This window comes from Buchnera aphidicola (Macrosiphum euphorbiae) (assembly GCF_005237295.1).
Classification (GTDB): Bacteria; Pseudomonadota; Gammaproteobacteria; order Enterobacterales; family Enterobacteriaceae; genus Buchnera; species Buchnera aphidicola_AP.
Map to the genome: position 1 here is coordinate 596,002 of NZ_CP033006.1, position 25,843 is coordinate 621,844.

25 protein-coding genes and 3 tRNA genes are annotated in these 25,843 nt (G+C 25.1%); 11 read left to right on the plus strand and 17 right to left on the minus strand.

The window, feature by feature from the left end; all coding sequences use genetic code 11:
- Positions 1 to 56: 56 nt before the first annotated feature.
- Entirely contained in the window at positions 57 to 365 is a 309-nt protein-coding gene (locus D9V71_RS02835) for a DUF496 family protein (protein ID WP_158340856.1), read from the plus strand.
- Positions 366 to 375: 10 nt separating this feature from the next.
- On the opposite strand, the gene D9V71_RS02840 is transcribed toward D9V71_RS02835, so the two are convergent.
- Positions 376 to 448: transfer RNA gene (locus D9V71_RS02840), tRNA-Asn, on the minus strand.
- A gap of 134 nt (positions 449 to 582) precedes the next feature.
- On the opposite strand from D9V71_RS02840, the gene D9V71_RS02845 reads away from it, so the two are divergent.
- A tRNA-Ile gene (locus tag D9V71_RS02845) sits at positions 583 to 655 on the plus strand.
- A 139-nt stretch (positions 656 to 794) separates the two neighbouring features.
- The gene (gene pyrE, locus D9V71_RS02850) at positions 795 to 1,436 is read left to right on the plus strand and encodes an orotate phosphoribosyltransferase (RefSeq protein ID WP_158340857.1); all 642 of its coding nucleotides are present in this window, start codon (positions 795 to 797) and stop codon (positions 1,434 to 1,436) included.
- Between the two features lie 13 nt (positions 1,437 to 1,449).
- Here the strand turns inward: pyrE and dut are convergent, their stop codons facing one another.
- From dut to pgi, 14 genes are all read right to left on the minus strand, one after another.
- Positions 1,450 to 1,908: a dUTP diphosphatase gene (gene dut / locus D9V71_RS02855; protein ID WP_244278927.1), complete on the minus strand. Its 459-nt coding sequence runs from the start codon at positions 1,906 to 1,908 to the stop codon at positions 1,450 to 1,452.
- 46 nt (positions 1,909 to 1,954) lie between these two features.
- A complete protein-coding gene (gene cysQ, locus D9V71_RS02860; RefSeq protein ID WP_158340859.1) occupies positions 1,955 to 2,704 on the minus strand; it encodes a 3'(2'),5'-bisphosphate nucleotidase CysQ in 750 nt (249 codons plus the stop codon).
- Between the two features lie 44 nt (positions 2,705 to 2,748).
- A complete protein-coding gene (rplI, locus tag D9V71_RS02865; RefSeq protein ID WP_158340860.1) occupies positions 2,749 to 3,201 on the minus strand; it encodes a 50S ribosomal protein L9 in 453 nt (150 codons plus the stop codon).
- A gap of 42 nt (positions 3,202 to 3,243) precedes the next feature.
- Positions 3,244 to 3,471, minus strand: a complete 228-nt coding sequence (gene rpsR, locus D9V71_RS02870; RefSeq protein ID WP_158340861.1) for a 30S ribosomal protein S18 — start codon at positions 3,469 to 3,471, stop codon at positions 3,244 to 3,246.
- 123 nt (positions 3,472 to 3,594) lie between these two features.
- Positions 3,595 to 3,936, minus strand: coding sequence for a 30S ribosomal protein S6 (gene rpsF / locus D9V71_RS02875; protein ID WP_158340862.1), 342 nt, complete (start codon positions 3,934 to 3,936; stop codon positions 3,595 to 3,597).
- Positions 3,937 to 4,097: 161 nt separating this feature from the next.
- Positions 4,098 to 6,293, minus strand: coding sequence for a ribonuclease R (gene rnr / locus D9V71_RS02880; RefSeq protein ID WP_158340863.1), 2,196 nt, complete (start codon positions 6,291 to 6,293; stop codon positions 4,098 to 4,100).
- 142 nt (positions 6,294 to 6,435) lie between these two features.
- Positions 6,436 to 7,728 carry an adenylosuccinate synthase gene (locus D9V71_RS02885; protein ID WP_158340864.1) on the minus strand — a complete coding sequence of 431 codons (1,293 nt, stop codon included), beginning with the start codon at positions 7,726 to 7,728 and terminating at the stop codon, positions 6,436 to 6,438.
- Between the two features lie 52 nt (positions 7,729 to 7,780).
- Positions 7,781 to 8,710, minus strand: a complete 930-nt coding sequence (hflC, locus tag D9V71_RS02890) for a protease modulator HflC (protein ID WP_158340865.1) — start codon at positions 8,708 to 8,710, stop codon at positions 7,781 to 7,783.
- Between the two features lie 2 nt (positions 8,711 to 8,712).
- The gene (hflK, locus tag D9V71_RS02895) at positions 8,713 to 9,933 is read right to left on the minus strand and encodes an FtsH protease activity modulator HflK (protein ID WP_158340866.1); all 1,221 of its coding nucleotides are present in this window, start codon (positions 9,931 to 9,933) and stop codon (positions 8,713 to 8,715) included.
- Between the two features lie 161 nt (positions 9,934 to 10,094).
- Positions 10,095 to 11,003 carry a tRNA (adenosine(37)-N6)-dimethylallyltransferase MiaA gene (gene miaA / locus D9V71_RS02900; RefSeq protein ID WP_244278929.1) on the minus strand — a complete coding sequence of 303 codons (909 nt, stop codon included), beginning with the start codon at positions 11,001 to 11,003 and terminating at the stop codon, positions 10,095 to 10,097.
- Between the two features lie 35 nt (positions 11,004 to 11,038).
- On the minus strand, positions 11,039 to 12,790 hold the full coding sequence (gene mutL, locus D9V71_RS02905; RefSeq protein WP_158340868.1) for a DNA mismatch repair endonuclease MutL: 1,752 nt from the start codon (positions 12,788 to 12,790) through the stop codon (positions 11,039 to 11,041).
- 100 nt (positions 12,791 to 12,890) lie between these two features.
- Positions 12,891 to 14,048, minus strand: a complete 1,158-nt coding sequence (locus tag D9V71_RS02910) for a mannitol-1-phosphate 5-dehydrogenase (RefSeq protein WP_158340869.1) — start codon at positions 14,046 to 14,048, stop codon at positions 12,891 to 12,893.
- A 42-nt stretch (positions 14,049 to 14,090) separates the two neighbouring features.
- On the minus strand, positions 14,091 to 15,992 hold the full coding sequence (locus tag D9V71_RS02915; protein ID WP_158340870.1) for a PTS mannitol transporter subunit IICBA: 1,902 nt from the start codon (positions 15,990 to 15,992) through the stop codon (positions 14,091 to 14,093).
- 182 nt (positions 15,993 to 16,174) lie between these two features.
- Positions 16,175 to 17,824 (minus strand): glucose-6-phosphate isomerase, encoded by a 1,650-nt coding sequence (pgi, locus tag D9V71_RS02920; protein ID WP_158340871.1) that lies wholly within the window; start codon positions 17,822 to 17,824, stop codon positions 16,175 to 16,177.
- Between the two features lie 279 nt (positions 17,825 to 18,103).
- On the opposite strand from pgi, the gene orn reads away from it, so the two are divergent.
- The 3 genes from orn (at position 18,104) to D9V71_RS02935 (ending at position 19,936) form a co-directional block, all read left to right on the plus strand.
- Positions 18,104 to 18,652, plus strand: coding sequence for an oligoribonuclease (orn, locus tag D9V71_RS02925; protein ID WP_158340872.1), 549 nt, complete (start codon positions 18,104 to 18,106; stop codon positions 18,650 to 18,652).
- 98 nt (positions 18,653 to 18,750) lie between these two features.
- Positions 18,751 to 18,826, plus strand: a tRNA-Gly gene (locus D9V71_RS02930).
- A 306-nt stretch (positions 18,827 to 19,132) separates the two neighbouring features.
- Positions 19,133 to 19,936 (plus strand): N-acetylmuramoyl-L-alanine amidase, encoded by an 804-nt coding sequence (locus tag D9V71_RS02935; RefSeq protein ID WP_158340873.1) that lies wholly within the window; start codon positions 19,133 to 19,135, stop codon positions 19,934 to 19,936.
- A 110-nt stretch (positions 19,937 to 20,046) separates the two neighbouring features.
- Here D9V71_RS02935 and rpmE read toward each other — a convergent pair whose 3' ends face one another.
- A complete protein-coding gene (gene rpmE / locus D9V71_RS02940; protein ID WP_158340874.1) occupies positions 20,047 to 20,265 on the minus strand; it encodes a 50S ribosomal protein L31 in 219 nt (72 codons plus the stop codon).
- Between the two features lie 614 nt (positions 20,266 to 20,879).
- On the opposite strand from rpmE, the gene hslV reads away from it, so the two are divergent.
- The 4 genes from hslV to D9V71_RS02965 all read left to right on the plus strand — a co-directional run bounded on the left by hslV (position 20,880) and on the right by D9V71_RS02965 (position 24,268).
- Positions 20,880 to 21,410, plus strand: coding sequence for an ATP-dependent protease subunit HslV (hslV, locus tag D9V71_RS02950; RefSeq protein WP_158340876.1), 531 nt, complete (start codon positions 20,880 to 20,882; stop codon positions 21,408 to 21,410).
- A gap of 11 nt (positions 21,411 to 21,421) precedes the next feature.
- Positions 21,422 to 22,753, plus strand: a complete 1,332-nt coding sequence (hslU, locus tag D9V71_RS02955; RefSeq protein WP_158340877.1) for an HslU--HslV peptidase ATPase subunit — start codon at positions 21,422 to 21,424, stop codon at positions 22,751 to 22,753.
- Positions 22,754 to 22,948: 195 nt separating this feature from the next.
- Positions 22,949 to 23,431: an Hsp20 family protein gene (locus D9V71_RS02960; protein ID WP_158340878.1), complete on the plus strand. Its 483-nt coding sequence runs from the start codon at positions 22,949 to 22,951 to the stop codon at positions 23,429 to 23,431.
- A gap of 78 nt (positions 23,432 to 23,509) precedes the next feature.
- Complete coding sequence (locus tag D9V71_RS02965; RefSeq protein ID WP_158340879.1) at positions 23,510 to 24,268, plus strand: FAD-binding oxidoreductase; 759 nt, start codon at positions 23,510 to 23,512, stop codon at positions 24,266 to 24,268.
- Between the two features lie 16 nt (positions 24,269 to 24,284).
- On the opposite strand, the gene epmA is transcribed toward D9V71_RS02965, so the two are convergent.
- Positions 24,285 to 25,262, minus strand: a complete 978-nt coding sequence (epmA, locus tag D9V71_RS02970) for an elongation factor P--(R)-beta-lysine ligase (protein WP_158340880.1) — start codon at positions 25,260 to 25,262, stop codon at positions 24,285 to 24,287.
- A 66-nt stretch (positions 25,263 to 25,328) separates the two neighbouring features.
- Here epmA and coaD point away from each other — a divergent pair, with 66 nt between their 5' ends.
- Positions 25,329 to 25,826, plus strand: coding sequence for a pantetheine-phosphate adenylyltransferase (gene coaD / locus D9V71_RS02975; protein WP_158340881.1), 498 nt, complete (start codon positions 25,329 to 25,331; stop codon positions 25,824 to 25,826).
- Positions 25,827 to 25,843 lie beyond the last annotated feature (17 nt).

Below are 25,843 nucleotides of genomic sequence, written 5' to 3' on the forward strand. Positions count from 1 at the left end.
AGAAAATTAAATCAATTAATAAAAATTGAATGAAAATATAAAAAAGGCTTCTTAACATGTCAGATACAAAAAAATCATTTAAAAATGTATTAGAATTTGTACATAAATTCAGAAGAAAAAACAGAATTAAAAGAGAAATAAACGATATTGAAAAAAAAATAAGAGATAACCAAAAAAGAATATTACTGTTAGATAATCTTAGCCAGTATATTACTTCAGATATGAATTATGAAGAAATTAAAAAAATAATTTTCATGATGAAGAGTGATTATGAAGATCGAGTAGATGATTATATTGTTAAAAATGCAGAATTATCTAAAGAAAAAAGAAATTTGTCAAAAGAACTAAAATTAATTATTAATTAAAAATATTTTTCTCCTCCGACTGGATTCGAACCAGTGACATACGGATTAACAGTCCGCCGTTCTACCAACTGAACTACAGAGGAAACAAGAATATATATATCAAAATTTTTTATATCTGTCAAATATATATAAAAAAATATTTAAAAAAATATAAAAATTTTAAAAGAGTTCTAGATTATTAGAAAAAATTGATTTATAGTATGAAGGTAAGAAAAATGGCCCTTTAGCTCAGTGGTAAGAGCAGGCGACTCATAATCGCTTGGTCGCTGGTTCAAATCCAGCAAGGGCCATCAATAAAAATAAAATTAACTTTTTCTCTATATTTTATCTAATAAAAATAAAATCATGCTTAATTTTTAATATTAATTCAAGTTATTAATATGTAAAATTCTATTCTAAATTTTTACAATTAATTAGGATTTAATTTTTATGGACTGGAAAAAAGAATTTATTGATTTCTCCTTTAAAAAAAAAGCATTAAAGTTTGGAACTTTTAAACTAAAATCAGGACGAACTAGTCCTTATTTTTTTAATTCAGGCTTACTATCTACAGGCACAGACATTATTAAAATCGGTTTATTTTATGCTCATTCTATAATAGATTCAAAAATAGAGTTTGATATTTTATTTGGTCCAGCGTACAAAGGTATTCCTATAGCTGTAGCTACTTCTATCGCCTTAAAAAGTCATTATAATTTAAATGTACCATATTCTTTCAATAGAAAAGAAGAAAAAAAATATGGAGAAAAAGGAGATTTAATTGGAAAAAAAATAAATAAAAAAAGAATTATCATTTTAGATGATGTAATCACATCAGGAACTGCAATACATAATTCTATTGAAATTGTTGAAAAAAAAGGAGCAAAAATTTCTTCTGTATTTGTGCTTTTAGATCGTAAAGAAAAAGGAAAAAGAAATTTATATACTATTGATCATCTTAAAAATAAAAAAAGTTATAAAATTATTTCTATAATCACCATTGAAGATTTAATCGATTACTTACTAGAAGATAAAAAATTAAAAAAACACATACCCGAATTGATAAAATATCGTGAAAAATATGGAATTTAAAAGTATTTTTTTATTAGATGACACCAGAATGACCAAAACCTTTTTCTGACCGGAAAGTTTTATTAAATTCTTTTACTAAAGAAAAACATGGTCTAATAATTGGAATAAATATTATTTGTGCCACTCTATCATTTGGATTCACATAAAAATCTTTATTACTACGATTCCAGAGAGATATCATTAATTGACCTTGATAATCAGAATCAATTAAACCAACCAAATTACCTAAAACAATACCTTTTTTATGGCCTAGTCCAGATCTAGGTAAAATTAATGCTGTAATATTAGGATCTGCAATATATATTGCTAATCCAGTTGGTACTAAAATAGTTTGCTGAGACTGCAATTTAATTTTTTTTTCTAAACAAGCTCTAAGATCTAGACCAGATGATCCTGATGTTGCATATGAAGGCAAAGAAAAATTTTTTTTTATGCGTGAATCTAAAATTTTTATTTCAATATTATTCATAATAAAATTATATATTTTTTAAAAGATGAATGGAATGTTAAATACAACATTATAATGCAGATGCATAAAAACCGGAATTAACAAAAGAACAACGAGAAGATAATGAATAATTTATATTCTCACCAGTCCATGTTTTGACTTTTCCACCAGCAGCAGTAACAATAGCATGACCAGCAGCAGTATCCCATATATGAGTATTACCAAATCGCGGATAAATTTGAGCAGTTCCCTCTGCTATTAAGCAGAATTTTAATGAAGAACCTAACTTTTTTAACTTATAGTTTTTCATCTCTGTTAAGTAGTTTTTTAATTCTTTATCAGAATGCGAACGACTAGCAATTAATAATGGTATTTTTGATTGAGAAACATTAATTTTTTCTTTTAAACCTAACCGTTTTTCTTTCCAAGCATGATTATAAAATGAAGAATATAAAACATCAAAAAAAGGAGCGTATATCACTCCTAAAACAGGAGATCCATTGTTAATTAAACTAATATTTACTGTAAATTCACCATTTTTTTTTAAAAATTCTTTAGTTCCATCTAACGGATCAATTAACCAGTAATTCGTCCAATGACGACAAATTTTAAAATCATATGATTCTTCTTCAGAAATGATTGGAACTTCAGGAGAAATAGATAGGAGACCTTTTTTAATTATATTATTCGCTGTATAATCAACATTAGTTATAGGGGTGTTATCTAATTTATAAGAAACATTTATAAATTGTTCGGAATTGTAAAAATTCATAATACAACTACCGGCACGACGCGCTAATTCACAAATTTTATCTAACATTTTACGCCATATTTTAATAGTATTAGAAAAAAATTTTAATAAAATTAATTTTTTGAAATTATATTAACTATAAAATTAATAGAGACTTTGATATGTGGCTGAAAAATAACTACGTGCTCACCAACTTGACGAAGCAGACCGTTGGGTAATCGAATTTCTTTTTTATTGATTTTTATACCCAACAACGTAATTTCTTTAATAATATTTCTAACACCTACGGAACCAAATATCTTGCCTTCTTTTCCAACTTTAGATGAAATTGTTATGGAGCCTATTTTTTTTAATTTTTCAGCTCTTGATTGAGCTATAAGAAATTTACTAATATTTTCTTCTTCTAAAGCAATGCGTTGAGCTTCAAAAGATTCGATATTTTTTTTATTAGCTAAAATAGCTTTTCCTTTTGGAATTAAAAAATTTCTCGCATAACCAGATTTTACATTTATAACTGAACCTGAATCACCTAATTTATGAATTTTAGATAAAAGTATAACTTCCATAATTTATTATTCTCTTTTTTGTAATATAATAATTAAATTATCTTAACGATGTTGATCAGTATATGGCAATAAAGCAAGATAACGTGCTCGTTTAATAGCTCTAGACAATTGTCTTTGATATTTTGCTCTAGTACCAGTAATTCGACTTGGAACGATTTTACCACTTTCTGTGATGTAATTTTTTAAAATAGCGATATCTTTATAATCTATTTCTTGAATTCCTTCTGCAGTAAATCGACAAAATTTTCTACGACGAAAGTAACGTGCCATTTATTTTTTCTCCAAAAATTATTACAAATAATAAAATTTTTTGTATAATTTTTTATAACATATACTACGAGGTTTAAATTTTATTAAGAATTGTGTTTTTTAAAGATAGTCGAATGTATTAATCTATTTTTTTTCTTTTTTATCATCTTTTAATTTTAAAATAGGTGATAATTCAACTATTGCTTTTTTCATAGACATAATCATATTGCGAAGGATTATATTATCAAAACGGAATTCCGTTTCTAGAAGAGTTATAGTTTTAGGAAGGACTTCTATGTTCATTAAAATATAATGTGCTTTTTGCAATTTATTTATTGAATAAGATAATTGACGTCTACCCCAATCTTCCAAGCGATGTATAATGCCATTTTCATTACTAATAATTTTTTTATATTTTTCAAGTAGTAATGATATTTTTTCGCTGTGATCAGGATGGACCATAAATATTATTTCATAATGACGCATTACGATGCTCCTTTTGGTTTATTTAGCTTCCTCACAAGATAATTTTATAAATATTTTTCAAGGAAGCAAGGAACTTTTCTAAATATTAAAAATAATTACTTTATATAGTAATTCAATTTTTCAAAAAAATCAATACTATTTCATAGTTTTAAAAACAAAAACTAATAGGATTTACACAAAGATAATTCTATTTTCCTTTCGTTTAAATTAACAGAAATTACTTTAACTTGCAAAGTATCGCCTAGACAATAAGTATTTTTACTAGATTTACCAATTAATTTAAATCCTAAAGAATCAAAATAATAATAATCATCATCTAAAGAATCTATATGAACTAAACCATCAATAAAAAATTGATTTAAACGAACAAAAAAACCAAATGAAGTTACATTAGAAATAACACCATTTAATATATAACCAATTTTTTTATGCATAAAATCACATTTCAACCAATCAATTACATCTCTATTTGCTTCATCTGCACGTCTTTCAGTTATAGAACAATGTACCCCTATTTTTTTCATTTCACTTGTACTATATAAATAAGAAGCACTAAAATCATAATTACCGATAGACATATTCTCGTTTTTTAATAACAAATATTTAATAACTCTATGCAATATTAAATCAGGATAACGTCTAATAGGTGAAGTAAAGTGAACATAACTAGATAAAGATAAACCAAAATGACCACGATTATCTGGAGAATATACAGCTTGTTTCATAGAACGTAATAATATTGTTTGAATCATTTCATATTCAGGACGATTAGAAACATGTTTTAATAAATTTGAATAATGAGTAGATTCTGGAATATCTCCTCCTGATAATTTCAGTCCTAATTCATTTAAAAACAAACGAAAACTAATAACATTATCTTTTTTTGGACGATCATGGTTCCGAAATAAAACAGGATGTTTGTGTTTTTCAACAAAATAAGCTGAAGCTATATTTGCTAAAATCATACATGATTCAATAAATTTATGTGCGTCATTACGAACATTTTGATAAATATTTTCAATTCGAGAATTAGAATTTAAAATAAATTTAGGTTCTATATTTTCAAAATAAATACCTTTTTTAGAAATATTATCTTTATTTAATATTTTTTGTAAACATGATAAATTTTCTATATCTGTTAAGAATTTTTTATATTTAGCACGCAATAAAATATCACCATTCCAGATTTTAAAAATTTCATCATACGTAAATCGTCCATGAGAACATATAATTCCTTCATAATGTTTATAACTAATTAATTCTCCTGTATTTGATAAACTCATTTCACATATTAAACACAAACGTTCTACATGAGGATTTAAAGAACATAAATCAGTAGAAATTTTTTCTGGTAACATAGGAATAACTGATGAAGGAAAATATATAGATGTGCCTCTTTCTAATGCTTCTTTATCTAAAGGAGTATTAGGTTTAATATAAAAGCTTACATCTGCAATAGCTACCCATAAGTTCCATCCCTCTTCTAAATTTTCTTTTCTTTTACAAAAAATAGCATCATCAAAATCACGAGCATCTTCGTCATCAATTGTAAAAAAAGGAAGATGTCTTAAATCTACACGATCTTTAAGATCACGTTGATTTATTTTATTGCTAATTTTATATAGTTGTGTTTTAATTTCTTCTGACCATGAAGAGGGAATAGAATGTGTACGTAAAGCTATGTCTACAGCTAAATCAGTACCCATTTCTTTACCAAGAATTTCTACTATCCATCCTTCTATTTTCTTATTTCTTATAGGATGTTGTTTTAACTTTACTACTACGATAGATCCTACAGAAATATCTTCTTTAATATCTGAAAAAATAAAAATCTTAAAACTAAAACGAGTATCATCTGGAATTACAAATCTAATTTTATTATTAATGTAATACCTACCAACAATTAACATATTATTAGGCTGTAATAATGTTAAAAATCTTGCTGAACTCCTTCTTTTTCTATGATCATTAACAATGTAAGCAAGAATAACATCACCATGAATACAAGATTTCATTTGTTCTGATGAAAGCCAAAGATCATCTTTTAATGTTTCTGTTCTAAGAAAACCATAACCATCTCTATGTCCTATAACTTTTCCTTTAACTACTTTGAGACTTTCAGGAGCAATATAACAACGATTTCTAGTATATATAACTTGACCGTCTCGCTCCATTGCTCTCAATCTTCGGCGTAATGCTTTTTTTTCTTCTTGATTATTAATACCAAATTTCTTTTCTAAATTTTTTTGACTTATTAGATCTTCACACTTTCTCAGACATAACAAAATATATTCTCGACTGGGAATGGGGTTTTTATATTTATTAGCTTCTCTTTTTTGGTAGGGATCTACTACCATATTTACTTCTCCATGTATATTATTTTATAATATAATTATATATTAATAATTTTTAATCTATTTTATTTTTTATTTGATTCATTAAAAATTTAACTAAAACAGAAATTACTTTTTAATTTTTAATATTAAAAAAGTTTATCTTCTAATAAAAAATATCTCTAACTAAAATAATATCAGAACGATCAGGACCAGTAGAAATAATATCAATAGGAATTTTTATTATTTCTTCTATACGACTTATATAATTACGTGCTTCATAAGGTAAATCTTTTAATTTTTTCATCCCTAAAGTTTTTTTTCTCCATCCAGGACAAATTTCATATATTGGAATTATATTTTCCCATTCGTCTACATCAGGAAATGATATAATTTCTGAAGTATGAATATTTTTATAACCGATACAAATTTTTATTTCATTTAATCCATCTAATATATCTAATTTTGTTATACATAAACCAGATAAAGAATTAATATTTACTGATCTAGATAAAGATACTGCATCTAACCAGCCAGTACGTCTTTTCCTACCAGTTGTTGAACCAAATTCATGACCTTTATTTGAAAAATGTTTATCTATATCATCAAATAATTCAGTAGGAAAGGGGCCATATCCAACTCGTGTAGAATATGCTTTTGTTACACCAAGTATATAATCTAAATTTTTAGGACCTACTCCTGTACCTGTAATAACACCACCAATAGTACTATTAGAAGAAGTTACATAAGGATATGTGCCATGATCAATATCTAAAAAACTACCTTGAGCTCCTTCAAAAACTATTTTTTTCTTATCTTTAATAGCTTCATGAAGGATACTAGTAGTATCCTTTATCATATCATAAATCACATCTATTGTTGGTAATAAATCTCTTAAAATGATTTTATAATCAATAGGTTTATGTTTATAAAAAGACACTAATTGGTGGTTATAATAACTAACTATTTTTTCCAAACGCATTGATAAAGTTTTTTCATTTTTTAAATCTCCAATACGTAAAGCCCTTCTTGCAATTTTGTCTTCATACGCTGGTCCAATACCTCTTCCTGTTGTACCTAGTGCACTGATTCCTAATTTCTTTTCACGAGCTATATCCATTGCAATATGATATTCTAAAATTAAAGGAGAAGCGCTAGAAATAAATAAACGTTTATTAACAAAAACATTGTGTTGTTCTAACATTTTTATTTCTTTTATTAATTCCAAAGGAGAAACGACTACACCATTAGCAATTATTCCAATCACGTTTTCATGTAACATTCCAGATGGAATTAAATGAAGAACAATCTTTTTTCCATTAACAACTAAGGTGTGGCCTGCATTATGTCCTCCTTGATATCGGACCACATACGAACCATCTGAAGTCAAACAATCTACTATCTTTCCTTTTCCCTCATCACCCCATTGTGTTCCTAATATTACAATATTTTTATTCATTTCTTTATAATGCCTATTTTGATTGAATTTTTTACTATGATATTTAAAATTATCAATTTTTAATATTGAGCATTTTATTCATATATTGAAAAAATTCACTATCTGAATTAATTAATATAATATTTCCATCATTTTTAAAACTATTTTCATATGCACGCAAACTACGAATAAAAAAATAAAAATCTGGTTCTTTACTAAAATTTTCTGCAAATAGCTTTGTTACTTCAGCTTCTCCTTGACCTTTAATTATCAAAGCTGATTTTTGTGCCTCTGATAATATCATAGATACTTTATAATCCGCTGTTGCACGTAATTTTTCAGCCTTTTCTTGCCCCTGAGAACGTTGGCTTCTAGCTACAGCTTCTCTTTCAGCTCTCATGCGATTATATATAGCATCAGAGACTTCGATTGGTAAATTAATTTGTTTAATGCGAACATCTACTACATGAATTCCTAATGCATTCATACTATTAACATTAATTAAAGAATTTTTTTCTAAATTAACACTTCCTTTATTTAATGAATTTAAAACATCAGTTGTTAATCTTCCTCTTGAATCAGTAACAATTTCTCTGACATTAAGACGACCTATTTCAGAACGTAATCGATCACTAAATTTTCTTTTTAATAATACTTCAGCCTGAAAGATATCTCCTCCTCCAGTTGCAAGATAATAACGACTAAAATCATTAATACGCCATTTGATATAAGAGTCAACAATAAGGTCTTTTTTTTCTTTCGTAACAAAACGATCTGCTTGATTATCCATAGTATGAATTCGTCCATCTAACATTTTAACAGTTTCTAAAAATGGCAATTTAAAATGTAATCCAGGATTATATACTACTGTTTTTTGTTCATTGTTACGTAAAACTTTACCAAATTGTAAAACGATTCCACATTCCCCTTCTTTGACAATAAAAAAAGAGGAAGATAATAAAAGAAAAAAAATGCTTGATAGAAAAATAAAAACTTTGTTCATATTCATTCTCTCTCTATATTTTTAAGATCACTTCGAATCGAATCAATACGACGTTGTTCTAAAATGTTATTAGGAGATAATGAAGGAAAATAATTAATATTTTTTTCTTTCTTGTTAAGCGAAGAATTATTTTTATTAAACTTAATATTGTTTTTAATATTTTTATTAAGTGATTCTATATTAGAAAAAAAATGGTCTAAAGATAAAAAAAATACTGAATTATCTTTTTTATCAATAAATATTTTTTTATTTTTACTTAATAATCTTTCCATGGATTCTATGTAAAGACGTTTTAAAGTTATTTTTTTAGCTATTTTATATTGAGGTAAAATTTTAGAAAAACGAGCGACTTCTCCCTGAGCTTCTAAAATTATTCGTGAAGAATATGCTCTAGCTTCTTCTATAATTCTTTCCGCTTTACCGTTAGCTTTAGGTTGTACTTCATTTGAATAAGCTTCAGCTTCACGTACATATTGTTCACGGTTTTCACGTGCAGCAATTGCATCATCAAAAGCAGCTTTTACTTCTTCAGGAGGCCTGGCTGTTTGAAAATTAACATCTAATATTGTAATACCCATTTTATATGGTTTTATTGTTTCTTCAATTTCTTTTTGAGTATCGCTTCGAACTAAAGTTCGACCTTCTGTTAGCACTCGATCCATAGTCGAATGTCCAATAACACCTCTTAGTGCGCTATCTGTTGCTTGACGTAAGCTATCATCTGGATAACATACAGAAAAAAGATAATCAGCAGGATTAGTTATTTTATATTGTACATTCATTTCAACACGTACTACATTTTCATCTGAAGTCAACATTACACCTGAAGTGGCTAATTCACGTACTGTCTCAACATTAACAGCTTTAACCTCATTAATAAAAATAGGCCTCCAATTTAATCCTGGTTGGACTAAATGACTAAATTTGCCAAAACTGGTAACCACGCCACGTTCAGCTTCTTTAATAGTATAAAACCCACTAACACCCCAAATAAAAAAACTTATAAATATTATTATTGAAAAAGGATGAATTACTTTTTTCGATGAACCTGAAGAATTAGTTTTTTTAGTAATAATATTTCTCAGACCATATAAAAAATTTTTTACATCGGATACAGTAGTTTTTTTTTCATGTGTATTATCTGAACCATTTTGATTATTACTGTTATTATTCCCCCATGGATCAAATTCAGGTTTATTATCATTTGGTTTGTTCCAAACCATATTATGCCTCATTTATTGTTTTTTTTGCTAAAATAAATTTTAAAAAAAATAATTCAAGTGATTATGTTTTTTAATAATAAAATTTAAAGAAAATTTTATTGAAAAGAGCGAATCTTTTATCTTCTAATAATAAAATATAACTTTTATCAAAGTTGTTAAATTTATATAGATAATTCATTTTTTTTAAGAACATTTAATATATTTTGAATTAAAATATCAGGAATGGGATTATATAATATTTTATTGAGATTTTTCCATTTTTTTAGCCATGTTAATTGATGTTTAGCAAGTTTTCTCGTAGCATATATTATTTTATTAAACATTTCTTGATAACTATTTTTATATTCAAGATATTCCCACATTTGACGATATCCGATACATCGAATAGATGGTAAATTTATATGCAAATCTCCCCTTAAAAAAAGAATTTCTACTTCTTTTTGAAAACCTAAAATTAACATTTTTTTTACACGAAGTTCAATTTTATTATTTAACCATTCTTTATCTGGAGGCATAATTGCGAATTGAAAAATATTATATGGTAATTGATAGTTATTATATTTTTTTAGTTCTGTTAAATTTTTCCCAGAAAGATAAAAAATTTCTAAAGCTCTTAGCAATCTTTGAAAATCATTTTTATGAATTCGACTAGCAGAAACAGGATCTATCAATTCTAGTTTCTTATGTAAAAAATTTTTTTCATGACTGTTTTGTAATAAAAATTCACGAATTTTGATATTAGATGGTGGCAAAACAGATAATCCATGTAGTAATATATTATAATAAAACATCGTCCCACCAACAAGACAAGGTATTTTTCCTAATTTAATAACATCATCAATTTCTTTTAAAACGTCTTGTTGAAATTCTGCAGCTGAATACTTTTCAATTGGATCTTTAATATTTAATAAACGATGAGGATGACTAGATAAATCAGAAAAAGTTGGCTTATCCGTTCCAATGTCCATTCCACGATAAATTAATGCAGAATCTACACTGATTAATTCTATTGGCAAGTACTTTCTAAGACAAATAGCAAGCTGACTTTTTCCACATGCTGTGGGTCCCATTAAAAAAATAACAATAGGTTTTTTTTTATAAATATTTATATTTTTAACATACATAATGCTTTGTTAATATTTATTTTTTGCAATAATTTTGGTGGAGGATTTATTAGCAATAAAGGACAAAAATATTCTATTTCTAAAAGCACTGCAATTCCGTTAGAACAAGTCCAATTTTTTGATTCTATAAAAACATTAGTATAAAACCAATTTACTATTTCTGAAATTGAGACTTGTCTTTTAAGAAATAAAAATGCAAAAAAATCCGATATTATTAGATGAATATTCCGTTTTTTTAAAAAAATAGGAATAGAAGATAAAATAACATATTTTTTTTTAAAAATTAAATGAAATCCGATTTTTAATAAAATTTCTTTATTGTGAATCAAAATTAAATATTCTTGAGATGTAATATTGATTTTAATATTGCTTAAAAAACATTTAAGCATAGCTTTTTTTTTAATATCATTTTGCAATTTTTCTTTTCTAACTATTGCTTCAGCTAAAGGAAAAGAAATTAATGAAAAATTATTGCGATTATAAATTAAACCATAATATTTACGTACAATTATTAATAGTTTTCCAATAGAACACTTATATTCTTCTAACGAATTATTTAAAATAAAATGATTATAGTTTTTTTCTGAATTGAAATTTTTAGAAAAATTTTTTCTTAAAAAAAATAAAGGCATTAATGTAAAAAAAATAAAACGTAAGGAATCTAAATGAGATTCTTTCTGTTGAGAAGTATTATTTTTTTTTTCGCAAGAATAATTGTTTAATGAATATTGTTTTTTAATTTTTTTTAAATGATATAAAATAGTTTGATAAATAAATATATAAACCATATTAGGTTTATGAAATTTTATTTCACTTTTAGCAGGATGAATATTAACATCAATATCATTAGGTGGAATATTTAAATACAAAATAAATGATATATTTATTTTTCCTGATATTTTATAATAAGCAGAACGAACAGCATTTATAAAAATATTATTATGAATATATCGATTATTAATATAACAATACTGAATTTTTTTTAATTCTTTAAAATCGTATGGATTTGATATCCATCCAAAAAAACGCATATTATGTTTTTTTTCTGCAATTTCTAGAAATTGATTTATATCAACTGTATTGATTATATCTTTTAATCTATTAATTTTATTCTTTTCATAATTTATTGAATTATATTGTATAATTAATTTATTATTATGTTTAAGAGAAAAATTTATATAAAAATAAGATAAAGCTATTTTTTTTACTATTTCCAAAATTTTTAGAAATTCTAATTTTTTATTTCTTAAGAATTTAAGACGCACTGGCATATTATAAAATAAATTTTCTACTAAAACAGTAGTTCCCTGAGGATGAGCTATTGGTTGTACAGCAATGTGATTACTAGGAAATCCTTCTAAGTATATTTTCCAAGCAATATCATTAAATTGATCAGAAGAAATTAAAGTCAGTCTTGAAACCGCTCGAATACTAGCTAGAGCTTCTCCTCGAAATCCAAAAGTAACAAGTTTGTCTAAATCTGATAATGAATTAATTTTACTAGTAGCATGATGACATACTGCAAGTAATAATTCTTTTTTATGAATACCACAACCATCATCGTTTAACATAATAGATTGAAATCCACTTTTTTCTATTACAATATTGATATTTTTTGCACCAGCATCTATGCTGTTTTCTATGATTTCTTTAACGACTGAAGCTGGACGTTCAATGATTTCTCCAGAAGAAATTTGACTTGATAAATCAGATGGTAATATACGAATAGGCATTACCTTAATCTCTAGATTTATTTACAATACTATTAATAAAAAATAGAACAATAGTATTTTAAATTAAAAAAAATAAAATCTTCTTGTAATTTATTACAATCTATTTAATTGTCTTCATAATTGTATTATATTCTGAAATAATAAAATGCAATGCATCACTATTTTCATGTAAATTACAAATCTCAATTAAAGTATTCTTTAAACCTTGTTTTTTTATTAAAGACGCAATCTGTGTTGATTCTAGATCATTTGGGTTATTATAATGAAATGCTGCCGCAATACCTTTAATTAAATTAGAGCAAGGTAATTGATATTTAATAGTGCCTAAAAGAGGTTTTATTAAACGTTCTTCTTTTCTTAGTTTCTGTAGTGGATTCCTTGCTATACGTTCAAGTCTGTCTGACAAAAAAGGATTTTCAAAACGTAAAAAAATTTTATCAATATAAGCTAAATGATCATTTTTTTTAAAATTATAATTTTTTATTAATACTGATCCACTTTCTTCCATGGCACATCTTACAATAACACGTATTTTTTTATCTACGATAGCTTCCTGCATAGTTTTATATTTTTTCATCAAACCTAAATAAGCTGCTATAGCATGTCCGGTGTTTAATGTAAATAATTTTCTTTCTATAAAAGCATCTAAATTATTACTCAGCTTCATATCAACTATTTTGGGTAATATGCCTTTAAATTGAGTAATATTAACAATCCACTCTTTAAAATCTTCAACAATCAAAAACAAACAATCTTTCTTGTTAACTAAGGGTATAATTGTATCAATACTACAATCTACAAAACCAATATATTTATTTAAATAATCGTGATATTTTATAGGTAATTTTTTAAGAACTGCTTTTTTTAAAAAAGAGCTAGCTTTAATTTTATTTTCACAAGCAATGATATTAAGTGCTTTTTCAGATTTATTTTTAATCTTTAATATTATTCCACAAGTAATAATCAAAGCGATTTTATCTAATGCACTCGGACCAACCGCAGTTGTAATTAAATCAACTGAAGCAATTATTTTGATAATATCTGGATTGTTAGAATTTATAGCACTTATTTCTGTAACATTAAAAATTTTATCTTGATTTGCTCCTATTATTTTAACAGAATATTCTTTTTTGTAATTAATAGCGTCAACTATATCTTGATTAACATCAGAAAAAATAACATTAAAACCAGATTCTGATAGTGTTTTTCCAATAAAACCACGACCAATATTTCCAGCTCCAAAATGTAGTGCTTTCATACGCAAGTCCAATGAAATTATATATTTAAAATTAATAGTACATTAAATTTTTTCAATAGTTAAAAGTGATAATGCTTCTTTTACACTGGTAGTATTAGATAATCTTTTAATCGTATCTTTATCATCTAATGCATTAGTGATATTACTTACTACCATAATATGTTCATTATTTTTAGCTGCAATTCCAATTACAAGATAAGCGATATCGTCTACATCTTCTCCAAAATGAACACCTTGTGGAAATTGACAAAAAATTATCCCAGTTTTTAATACAGAATCTTTTGATTCAATAGTTCCATGCGGTAATGCTATTGATTCCCCTAGCCAAGTAGAAGCGATTTTTTCTCTTGCCAACATTGAATTAATATAATCGGGCTTAACATAACCTTGTTTGACTAGATTTTTCCCAACAATATTAATTGCTTCTTCTTTATTATTTGCATGTTGATTAAGAATAATATTTCTTTCACTTAACTGAAATAAATTATGTGATTTTTGTTTATTATGTGTATTTATAGAATTAATATAATTATCATCTGAACTGATCATGCTTTCTATTAATTTTTTCACTAAATTATCATAAAAACTATTATTAAGAAAGTTTTTTAAAGATATATGCTGAGCATATGGAGCGTATTTTTTAGCCCGTTGGGTTAAATTTTGATGTGTAATGATTAAATCTGTATTTTTAGTAGGTAATACATTAATTGCCATATTTAAAACAGAAATATGATTTAAATTAGCATTTTTTATTTTTTTGCGAAGAATACTTGCACCCATTGCACTGGATCCCATTCCCGCATCACAGGCAACGATAATTGTATTAACATCACTAAACCTAAAAGTTTTATGACTATCTTTTAATATTCTTGAATTTAAATTATCTTCACATGTATTTTCAACATTTTGATCATCTTTTTGGGTTGTATAAAAATGATATTTTAAAAACACAGAAGCACTTATAAATGAAATTATAAAAGAACAAAAAATAGAAATGATATTAGCAAAATAAAGGCCTTTAGGTGTCATAGCTAAAATAGATAAAATAGAACCTGGTGATGCTGCTGAAATTAAACCTCCATGTAATGATACAAGCATGAAAATACCACTCATACCACCCAAAATAAGAGAAATAATTAATTTTGGTTTAATTAGAATGTAAGGAAAGTAAATCTCATGAACACCTCCTAAAAACTCAATGACTGCTGCTCCTCCAGAAGATTTAGATAACTCCCCTTTTCCAAAAAAAAACCATGCTATTAACACACCCAGTCCTGGACCTGGATTAGACTCAATTAAAAAAAATATAGAACTATTTTTATCTAATGCGTCTTGAATTCCTAAAGGAGAAAAAACACCATGATTAATAACATTGTTTAAAAAAAATATTTTAGCTGGTTCTATAATTATAGAAGTAAGAGGTAATAAATTATACGATACAATAATTTTTATTAATTCACCTAAAAAAAGAGAAATCCACTCAATAAATGGACCGATTGTAAAAAACGAAATTATTGCCAACAACATTCCAAATATGGCAAGAGAAAAATTATTTACTAACATTTCAAAACCATTTTTTACTTTATTTTCTATCTTTTTATCAAAATATTTTATAGTCCAGCCACCTAAAGGTCCTGCAATCATTCCACCTAATAACATTGGTATATTAGTACTAGTAATAACTCCTATAGTAGTTATACTTCCAACTAAACCTCCTCTAGATTTGGCAACTAAACTACCTCCGGTATATCCAATTAGAATAGGTACAAGATAAAAAATAATTGGTGATATTAATTGTTCTAAAGTTTTATTAGGTTGCCATCCTAACGGCATAAATAAAGCATTCATCATTCCCCATGCGATAAAAATACTTATATTAGGCATTATCATATTACTTAAAAATCGACCAAAATTCTGTATTTTTAATTTAATTAATATCAACATAATAATCACTCATATTCTTACAAAAACTAATATTTTTAAAATCATTTAAAATTAAAGCGTCAATAATTAAATTGCTAATTTAATTATCTAAAAATAAATATTTAACTGATATATATACAATACTTAAAAAAATTTTTAATCTCTACTTTGTAATTTATATATTTTTTTTAATAATAACATTTTTACATCAGAAAAGATTGATAAAAATCAATAAGACCTTCAGTTGAAGAATCGTAATATCCATTTTTAATATTATTCTTTAAATAATTATAAATATTTTGAGACAATTTTTTTCCTATTTCAACACCCCATTGATCAAAACTAAAAATATTTAATATATAACCTTGAACAAAGATTTTATGTTCATATAAAGAAATCAATGCTCCTAAATTGTAAGGAGTAATTTTCCGGATTAAAATTGAATTAGTAGGTTGATTTCCATTACATATTTTAAAAGGTAAAATTTTTTCTATATCATCCTTATTTTTTTTAGATGATATCAATTCATGTAAAATGTTATCTCTAGATCTACCAAAAGCTAGTGCTTGTGTCTGAGCAAAAAAATTAGATATTAATTTTATATGATGATCACCTAAATCATTATGTGAAAAAATTGGAGCAATAAAATCGCAAGGAATCAATTTAGTACCTTGATGTATCAGTTGATAAAACGCATGTTGACCATTAGTACCAGGTTCACCCCAAATAATAGGACCAGTTTGATACTGTACCTTTTCTCCATTTCTATTAATTGATTTACCATTAGATTCCATATTAGCTTGTTGAAAATACGCAGAAAAACGATGCATATATTGATCATATGGAAATATCGCTTCTGTTTCAGACTTAAAGAAATTAGTATACCAAATACTAATCAAGGCCAATATTATTGGAATATTTTCATTGTAATCGGCATTATAAAAATGATTATCCATAGCATGAGCACCATCTAAAAATTTCTCAAAATTATGAAATCCAATGGATAATATTATAGATAATCCTGCTGAAGACCATAATGAAAAACGCCCTCCTACCCAGTCCCAAAATTTAAAAATATTATCAATGTGAATACCAAAATTTAAAGCATTTTTTATATTAGCTGATAAAGCAAAAAAGTGCTTATCTAAATCATTTTTATCTTTTAAATAATCTAAAAACCATTTTTTTGCACTATATGCATTAGTTATAGTTTCATCTGTTGTAAATGTTTTAGATGCAACTAAAAAAATAGTGGTTTCAGGATTTATTTTCTTTAACACTTCATTTAAATGAGTACCATCGATATTTGAAACATAATGCATATTTAAATGATTTTTATATGGACGCAATGCTTCGCTAACCATATAAGGTCCTAAATCAGAACCTCCGATACCAATATTTACAACATCAGAAATAGACTTTCCTGTGTAACCTTTCCATTGTCCATTAATAACAATTTTTGAAAAATTTTTCATTTTTTCTAGTAAATTATTAATTTCCAACATAATATTACAATTATTTACTATAATAGGATGATTACTTCTATTCCGTAATGCTATATGTAACACAGAACGATCTTCTGTTTGATTTATTTTAGAACCGGAAAACATTGAATATATTCCAGATTTCACATCAGTTTCTTTAGCTAAGTTTAATAGATACATTAAAGTGTCATCATTAATACGATTTTTTGAAAAGTCAATTAACATTTCATTTTGAAATAAAATGGAAAACTTTTTAAATCGATTTAAATCAGATGAGAAAAGATCTTTTAAATGAATATTTTTTATTTTTTTAAAATGGTTTTTTAAATCTTGATAAGATTTGGTATGATTAAAATTCATATTTTTCATTAAAGAATTTATCCCTCTTAAAAAGTATAAAAGATTTTTATGCCGAAGATCCTAAAAACCTAAAATTATTTCAATTTTTTTATAAAAAATTTTAAATTATTCTAAAGAATATATTTCCAATTAAAAATTTTTATATATAATTAACATATATAATACAAAAATTAAATAAAAAAAATATAATAAAAAATCATAAATCAATAATTAAACCATTCTGTCCTTCTCTTTTAAAAATTGAATTTAATAGTCAATATAAAAAATTTAATTTGATAATCATAAAAAATGAACATTAATAAAAAAAATCTAATTTGGATAGATTTAGAAATGACTGGATTGAACCCTAAAATACATCGTATTATTGAAATTGCCACATTAATTACAGACATTAACTTGAATATAATTTCCGAAGGTCCAGTAATTCCTATACATCAAGAAAAAAAACAAATTTTACTAATGGATAATTGGAATAAAATAATTCATAAAAAAAATGGACTAATAAAACGTGTTAAAAAGAGTTTATATGATGAAAAAAAAGCAGAATTTGAAACTATACTATTTTTAAAAAAATGGGTGCCCATTCAATCATCCCCAATTTGTGGCAATAGTATTGCGCAAGATCGGAGATTTTTATTTCAATATATGCCAAAATTAGAGAATTATTTTCATTATAGATATATAGATGTTAGCACTATTAAAGAATTAGCTTACCGTTGGAATCCATCGACATTCAATACATTTAAAAAAAAAAACAATCATAGAGCATTAGAGGATATTCGCGAATCGGTAAGAGAGTTAGATTTTTATAAAAAAAATTTTTTTAAATTTAAATAAAAAAAAACAATTTTTTACAAAAGAAAGCTTGAAAAATATATTTTATATATATAAAATACATATTTAAAACTATTTAATCTTTATATATTTATATTATTGCGGGAATAGCTCAGTTGGTAGAGCACAACCTTGCCAAGGTTGGGGTCACGAGTTCAAGTCTCGTTTCCCGCTCCAATAAGATTATTTGTAATAACTGCATGATTACTCTATAATTTCAGTACAACTGTATTATTAACATGATAAAAATTGTTAATACGATAAAAAATATTTATTCTAAAATTCAAAATATTGTTTTTCAATTCAATAAAAAAACAATAATTATATATAAAAATAACAATTTAAGGAAATTTATGTTTTTTTCTTATAAATGGATGATATTTTTTATTTTTTTACTCACATTCCAAATCGAAGCCAGCAATAAAACAAATGTTTTATCTATAAAAGATAGTCCAAAAAAACAAAAAATTTTTTTTTAACAAAATGTATTTAGTAAAAAACAAGAAAAATAAAAATTTTAAAAAAATTAATTATTACGCTATAAATAAATTCTACAAAAATTATAAAAAAAATAATTTAAATGCTTTAAAAACAGTTACTATAGTAATAGATGCAGGACACGGTGGATACGATCCTGGAGCAATTGGAATTCAAGGATTACAAGAAAAAAAAGTAAACATTGAAATAGCACTTCGACTTAAAAATTTACTAAATCACGATAGCATGTTCTACGCAATCCTAACTCGTAATAATGATTCTTATCTTTCATTAACAAAAAGAAAACAGTTTCTCAAAAACAATCACGTAAATTTATTAATATCTATTCACGCTGACTCTTCTAAAAAACAATATGTATCAGGAGCATCCGTTTGGATGCTATCAAAAACTAGAATGAATCGTGAAATCGATAATTATTTAAAAAAAACACCGGCAATACTTTTTTCTAAAAAAATTGAAAATATATTTAACGAAAATAAATATGATTTTTTTTTAAAAAAAACTATTCTAGATTTGCAATTTAATAATTTTCAAAAAATAGAATTAGATATATCTAAAAAAATATTAGAACAACTTAAAAAAAATACAAAGTTAAATAAAACATATCCAAATTATGCTAGTTTAAGCATATTAAGTTCTATTAACACACCTTCAATATTAATAGAAACTGGTTTTATTACAAATTTTTTAGAAGAAAAAAAATTGAGAACTGCTGATCACCAAAATAAAATTGCTAATTCTATTTATTTAGGTCTTAAGAATTATTTCAATCATTCATCTAATTTTTAAGAAAATAAATATATTTTAAAATAGTAATTTTGTTATCGTTAAGCATCTAAATATGCAATTTTCAGATGCTTAAATTTTAAAAATATTAATTATAAAAAGAAAAAATAATTTTAATTTAATTCTTTCTTAATAAATTTAAAACGCTTTTTAAATCTTTCAACACGGCCTCCAGTATCAATAACTCTTTGTTTTCCCGTATAGAATGGATGACATTTTGCACATATATCTAAATTTAGATTATGATTAATAGTAGAATAAACTTCAATTATGTTTCCACAAGAACAGGTAGCTGTTATTTTAGAATAACAAGGATGGATTTTTTTTTTCATCTAAAACATTCCTGAATTAATTTTGAATATCTATATTTATTATACGAGTATTAATATATTAATACTAAAAAATTATCAATTTTTATTTATAAAAGATAACATTAAAAAAATATATGTATGATAATAAAAGAAAAATCAATTCTGTGTATTTTAATAAAAAAAAAAATAAAAACAAAAAATTAAATTCATATATTTATTTAACTCTAATATCTATATTCATTTTTTTTATTTGTTTAAATGTAAATTTAAAAAAATTTTCCGAAACCAAAAGTAAAAATATCATAAAAAATATTGAAAATAATAATATATTACCACCTAAACCAAAAGAAAAATGGGAATATATTCACAAACTAGAAAATTTGTAAAATACATATCTTTTAAAAATTAATTAAATTGAACTATTATAGTTTTACATAATTAAATAAAATTTAGTTTTACATAATTAAATAAAATTATTTCAAAAAGTATTTTAGAAGAATATTTTAAAAAAATAATATAACTGAAAATCATATGCTATTTAAAAAAAGTAGCTAATTACATCTTATATATAAAATATTTTTATATTAATAAACAAGTATAAGAAATAAAAATATTATTTTGAAGAGGTTTTTCTTGTGACCACAATATTAAGCGTAAGATTAAAAAATAAAGTAGTAATTGGAGGTGATGGACAAGCAACTTTAGGCAATACAATCATGAAAAGCAATGTAAAAAAAATTAGATCGTTATATCATGAAAAAGTAATTGCTGGTTTTGCAGGGGGAACTGCAGATGCATTTACACTATTTGAAATGTTTGAAAAAAAACTAGCTATGTACCAAGGTCAATTACAACGTTCTGCTATTGAATTAGCAAAAGATTGGCGATCAGATAGAATGTTACGAAAACTTGAAGCTTTATTAGCAGTTGCTGATAAAGAAACTTCATTAATAATTACAGGAAATGGAGATGTAATACAACCTGAAGATGATTTAATAGCTATAGGATCTGGTGGTTCTTATGCTCAATCTTCTGCTAGAGCATTAATAGATAATACTGATTTAGACGCGAATCAAATTGTAAAAAAATCATTAAATATTGCTGCTAATATTTGTATATATACAAATCACACTTTTACTATAAAAGAACTGTTTTCAGAAAAATAAGGATTATCTCTATGTCTGAAATGACTCCTCCTCAAATTGTTTCTGAACTTGATAAATTTATTATTGGTCAAGAAAAAGCAAAAAGAGCTGTGTCTATTGCATTAAGAAATCGTTGGCGCCGTATGCAGTTGAATAGTGAATTACGTCATGAAATAACACCTAAAAATATTTTAATGATTGGGCCTACAGGAGTAGGAAAAACAGAAATTGCAAGACGTTTAGCTAAATTAGCAAATTCTCCTTTTATTAAAGTAGAAGCAACTAAATTTACCGAAGTAGGATATGTTGGAAAAGAAGTAGATTCAATTATTCGCGATTTAACTGATGCTGCAATAAAAATGATTAGAATTAAAAACATCGAAAAAAACAAAATTCGAGTAGAAGAAATAGTAGAAGAGAAAATTTTAGATGTCCTCGTTCCTAGACCTAAAAAAAATTGGACAGAAAACGAAAAAAATGAAAGTCTTTCAAAAACAATTCAAATATTTCGAAAAAAATTACGAGAAGGTGTTTTAGATGATAAAGAAATAGAAATCAATGTATTAGCAACTACTATGGGTGTTGAAATAATGGCGCCTCCAGGAATGGAAGAGTTAACTAGTCAATTGCAATCTTTATTCCAAAATTTAGGAGGACACAAAAAAAACAGCAGACGTCTTAAAATTAAAGATGCCATTGTACTTTTAACAGAAGAAGAAGCAGCTAAACTAATTAATCAAGAAGAAATTAAAAAAGAAGCTATTAATGCAGTTGAACAACATGGAATAGTTTTTATTGATGAAATTGATAAAATATGTAAACGAGGTGATTCCTCCGGACCAGATATTTCTCGAGAAGGTGTGCAAAGAGATTTACTTCCATTAGTTGAAGGATGTACTGTATCTACTAAACATGGGATGGTTAAGACAGATCATATTTTATTTATTGCATCTGGAGCATTTCAAACATCTACACCTTCTGATTTAATTCCTGAACTCCAAGGTCGTCTGCCAATTAAAGTTGAATTACAAGCACTTACTATTGATGATTTTGAAAAAATTTTAACTGAACCTAAAGCATCTATTACTGCACAATACAAAGCACTTATGGAAACAGAAGGTGTCTGTATCAATTTTACAAAAGAAGGAATACGTAATATTGCAGAAGCTGCTTGGAAGGTGAATGAATCTATGGAAAATATTGGAGCTCGTCGATTACATACTGTATTAGAAAAATTAATGGAAGATATATCTTTTAATGCTAGCGATAATAAAGGTAATACAATTGAAATCAATTCAAATTACGTAGGCGAAAATTTAGATCAATTAATATCTAATGAAGATCTTAGCCGTTTTATTTTATAGTTTTTGTTTAAAATATATATTGTTAAAATATGTATTAATTATTTTTTTTTATAAAATAAATAAATATTTTTTACATTATTAAAAATAAATTTAAATTAATTTAACAATTACTATTGAAAAAAAAAAATAAAACCTTACTATAAAATAAAACATTTATTGATTTTTTAATCAGAAAATATTTAAGAGGAGTTTGCTATGTCTTATCGTTCTCTTTCATTTATTCCAAATTTCAATGATCATAATATTTTTTCAAACAGATTTAATCAAATCGATAAAATGTTTAGCACTTTAACAGGAGAGAAACCAATATCTGATACGCCAACATATAATTTATGTCAAATAAATGACATTCAATATCAATTGACACTAAGTATTCCTGGATATAAAGAAGAAGAATTAGATATCTCTGTACACAACAATCAATTATCTATTCAAGGTAAAAAAGAAGATAACAAAAATCATAATAACCAGGAATGTAGTAAATGGTTACATAAAGGTATAATATTTAATAATTTTTCTTTAAATTTTAATTTAGATCATAAAATCAAAGTAAAAAAAGCAGAATTGTCTTTAGGTTTATTAAAATTAGACTTTGAATGTAATATTCCAGAAGAAGAAAAACCTAAAAAAATTTCAATTAATCTTCCTGAAGATACTAAAAAAATTGATAAAAAATAAAACTATAAAAAAGATAAAAATCACTGTACTTATTTTTATAAGTACAGCGATTTAATTATAAATTATTGAGAATAAATAATGAATCCATGGATTAATGCAGATATTTTAACAGTAAAAAGATGGACTAAAAATTTATTCAGTCTTGTGTTAAATGCTTCTGTAGAACCTTTTTATGCAGGACAATTTACTAAATTAGCTTTACCTGATAGTGATTCTTTAAATCAAAATAAAATTCAAAGAGCATATTCATATGTTAATGCTCCTAGTGAAAAAAATTTAGAAATTTATATTGTTCGTGTAATAAATGGAAAACTAAGCAATCTATTATATAATCTTGAAAGCGGTGATCAAGTCTTTATTAAAAAAAAAGCGTGTGGTTTCTTTATTATAGATGAAGTACCAGATTGTGAAATATTATGGATGTTTGCTACTGGCACGGGCATAGGTCCCTATTGTTCAATTTTAAAAGAAGCTAAAAATATTGACAGATTTAATCGTATTGTCTTGATACATGCAGTTCGGTATCAAAATGAATTAACTTACTTGCCTCTTATGAAAGAACTATGTAAAAAATATAATGGAAAATTAAAGATTCAGACTATTACTAGTAGGGAAAAAAATCCAAATTCTTTAACAGGCAGAATACCTTTTTTATTAAAAAATAAAATACTAGAAAAACATATCGGTCTTTCAATCAACCCTGAAACTTCACATGTTATGTTGTGCGGAAACCCTTTAATGGTAAAAGATACCTTTTTATTCTTAAAAAATAATAGAAATATGGAAAAACATTTACGTCGAAAAAAAGGCAACATTACAGTAGAAAATTACTGGTAAAATATTTTTTATAATCTTAACAACGATCTAGTGGAAAAGAGATAACTTCTTGAATGTTTTTTTTATTTAAAACCAACATAATTAATCGATCTAAACCTATTGCAACTCCTGAACAAGGAGGTAAACCATGATATAAAGCATCTAAAAAACAATCATCTATTTTTTGTGTTGGAAGGTTCATAGAAAAACGTTCTTTATTATCTTTGATAAAACGTTTTTTTTGTTCATTAGCATCTGTAAGTTCATAAAAACCATTTCCTAATTCTATTCCTTTAAAAAAAATCTCAAATCTATCTGATATACGAGAATCTTGTGAATTAATAGCCGCAAGAGATGCTTGTTTTGCAGGAAAATGATAAACAAAAATAGGTCTGTCTTTTCCTATATTAGGTTCTATTTTTAATGTAAATAATAATTGTATAAATTTATTTAAATCGTTTTCAAAACGAGTTAAATAATCTAATTTCAATTTTTTAGATATTTGATGTAACTCTAATAAATTTGTAGATAATGGATCTATTTTAAAAAAATCTATAAATAGATTTTGATAAGAAATTTTATCTGATTGATTGTAATTTAATATCTGTTGAAGGAATTTATCTATTTCTTCAATAAATTTCTGCATAGAATAAAACGGTTGATACCATTCTAATATAGTAAATTCCGGATTATGATATCGACCTGATTCTTCATTTCGAAAACTATGACAAATCTGATATATAGGTCCACTTTCTGATGCTAATAAACGTTTCATATGATATTCTGGACTAGTTGTCAACCATAGTTTTAATTTATCATTAACATTATTTAATGAAAAATAATTAGTTTCAAATGATGATAAATGTATATCAGTAACTGTTGAACGTGATAAAATTGGTGTTTCTACTTCAAGAATATTTTTTTGGTAAAAAAATAAACGAATATCAGAAATAATTTTCGATCTTTTGATTAAACTTTTAATAGAAGCACTAGGTTTCCAGACTATTTTTTTCATCTTAATTTTCTTTAAAAATTTATTAAGGTCAAGAAAAGTTGTTTAAAAATAAAAAAAAATAAAAATATGAATAAAACTGCAATATATCCAGGTACTTTTGATCCAATTACATATGGACATTTAGATATTATAACACGTGCAACAAAAATATTTGATAGTATAACTATTGCAATTTCTAATAATGTTGAAAAAAAACCGATTTTTAATTTAAAAGAACGAATAGAATTAACTAGAATAGTCACAATTCATTTAAAAAATGTAAAAAAAATACTTGGATTTAATGATTTGCTTGCTAATTTAGCAAAAAAAGAAAAGGCTAATATTTTAATTAGAGGAGTTAGAACAATATTTGATTTTGACTATGAAATAAAATTAGCTGCTATAAATAAACAGATTTATCCAGATTTAGATAGTATTTTTTTACTTTCTTCTAAAGAAGTTTCTTTTATATCTTCATCTTTCGTTAAAGAAATTGCAAAATATAAAGGTAATATAAAACCTTATCTTCCTAAAGAAGTCCATTCTGCATTATTAAGAAAACTCAATAATAATTCTATAAAATGAAAGTATTTTTTTTAATT